General features: G+C 37.2%; 1 protein-coding gene. It reads left to right on the forward strand.

The window, feature by feature from the left end:
- Positions 1-595: HAD-IC family P-type ATPase (locus AB0C76_RS41560; RefSeq protein ID WP_359976036.1), on the forward strand; the 595-nt coding region annotated here is incomplete at its 5' end.
- Between the last annotated feature and the right edge of the window lie 411 nt (positions 596-1,006).

Consider the following 1,006-nt stretch of genomic DNA (forward strand, 5'->3'; position numbering starts at 1 on the left):
TGATAACAGATTGCAACTAATTTATGGTATTGCGGACGAAATACGTTCTGGTGTCAAAGAATCCCTCGAAGAACTACGCCACGAAGGTATTTCTCGTATGATTATGCTGACTGGAGACAACGAGACAACAGCTAAAGCAGTCGCCGCCCAACTCGGCATCGATGAAGTACGTGCCAATCTCATGCCTGAAGAAAAAGCTGAAGTTGTCAAATCACTCAAAAACTCTGGTAAAAAAATTGCTTTTATCGGTGATGGTGTCAACGATTCTCCTAGTTTGGCACTTGCTAATATAGGTATCGCAATGGGTTCTGGTACTGATACTGCGATTGAAACGTCCGATATCGTGCTAATGAAGTCTAGTTTTGATGAACTTGTCCACGCATATGGTTTAAGTAAACGCACGGTTGCCAACATGACACAAAATATTGTGATTGCGATTGTAGTTGTGCTCTTTTTACTGGCTAGTCTAATCCTTGGAGGTACAGGCTTAGTACCTAGTTTCGTCAACATGGGAACAGGTATGTTCGTCCACGAAGCTAGTATCCTCATCGTCATTGTCAATGGCATGCGACTGATTAGGTATCGAGAGAAATAGAAGAATGGAAACAAACCAAAATTTACGCGGTTTGTTTTCTTTTTTTTTGAGAGGAATTAATTTTTTGGTATCAATAAATTTTATAATAACTTTATAAAAAAAAATTTGATAAAATCATCGAGACATTTTCGATGGCTTCTAGAATCTTTACAATTAAAGTTTTCCTTGCTAATAGGGACGTTCAATACGAGATTGAATTTGAGGTCGTGAAGTAGACTATCGCAGGCAATGTAGCAAGTTAGGGATTTGAACTTATTTAAAAGCTTTGATAGCTATCTCAATATAACTTTTTTATAAAAATAGATAGTGAGTTCCAAATGACAATTATTTAAAAAAGGGAAACTCGCACATTTACTAGATAGGAGGATTATCAGGTAAGAAGGTATATGTCGTTTTCAGAGCACTTCAAAC

Source organism: Kitasatospora sp. NPDC048722 (assembly GCF_040650235.1).
Classification (GTDB): Bacteria; Actinomycetota; Actinomycetes; order Streptomycetales; family Streptomycetaceae; genus Kitasatospora.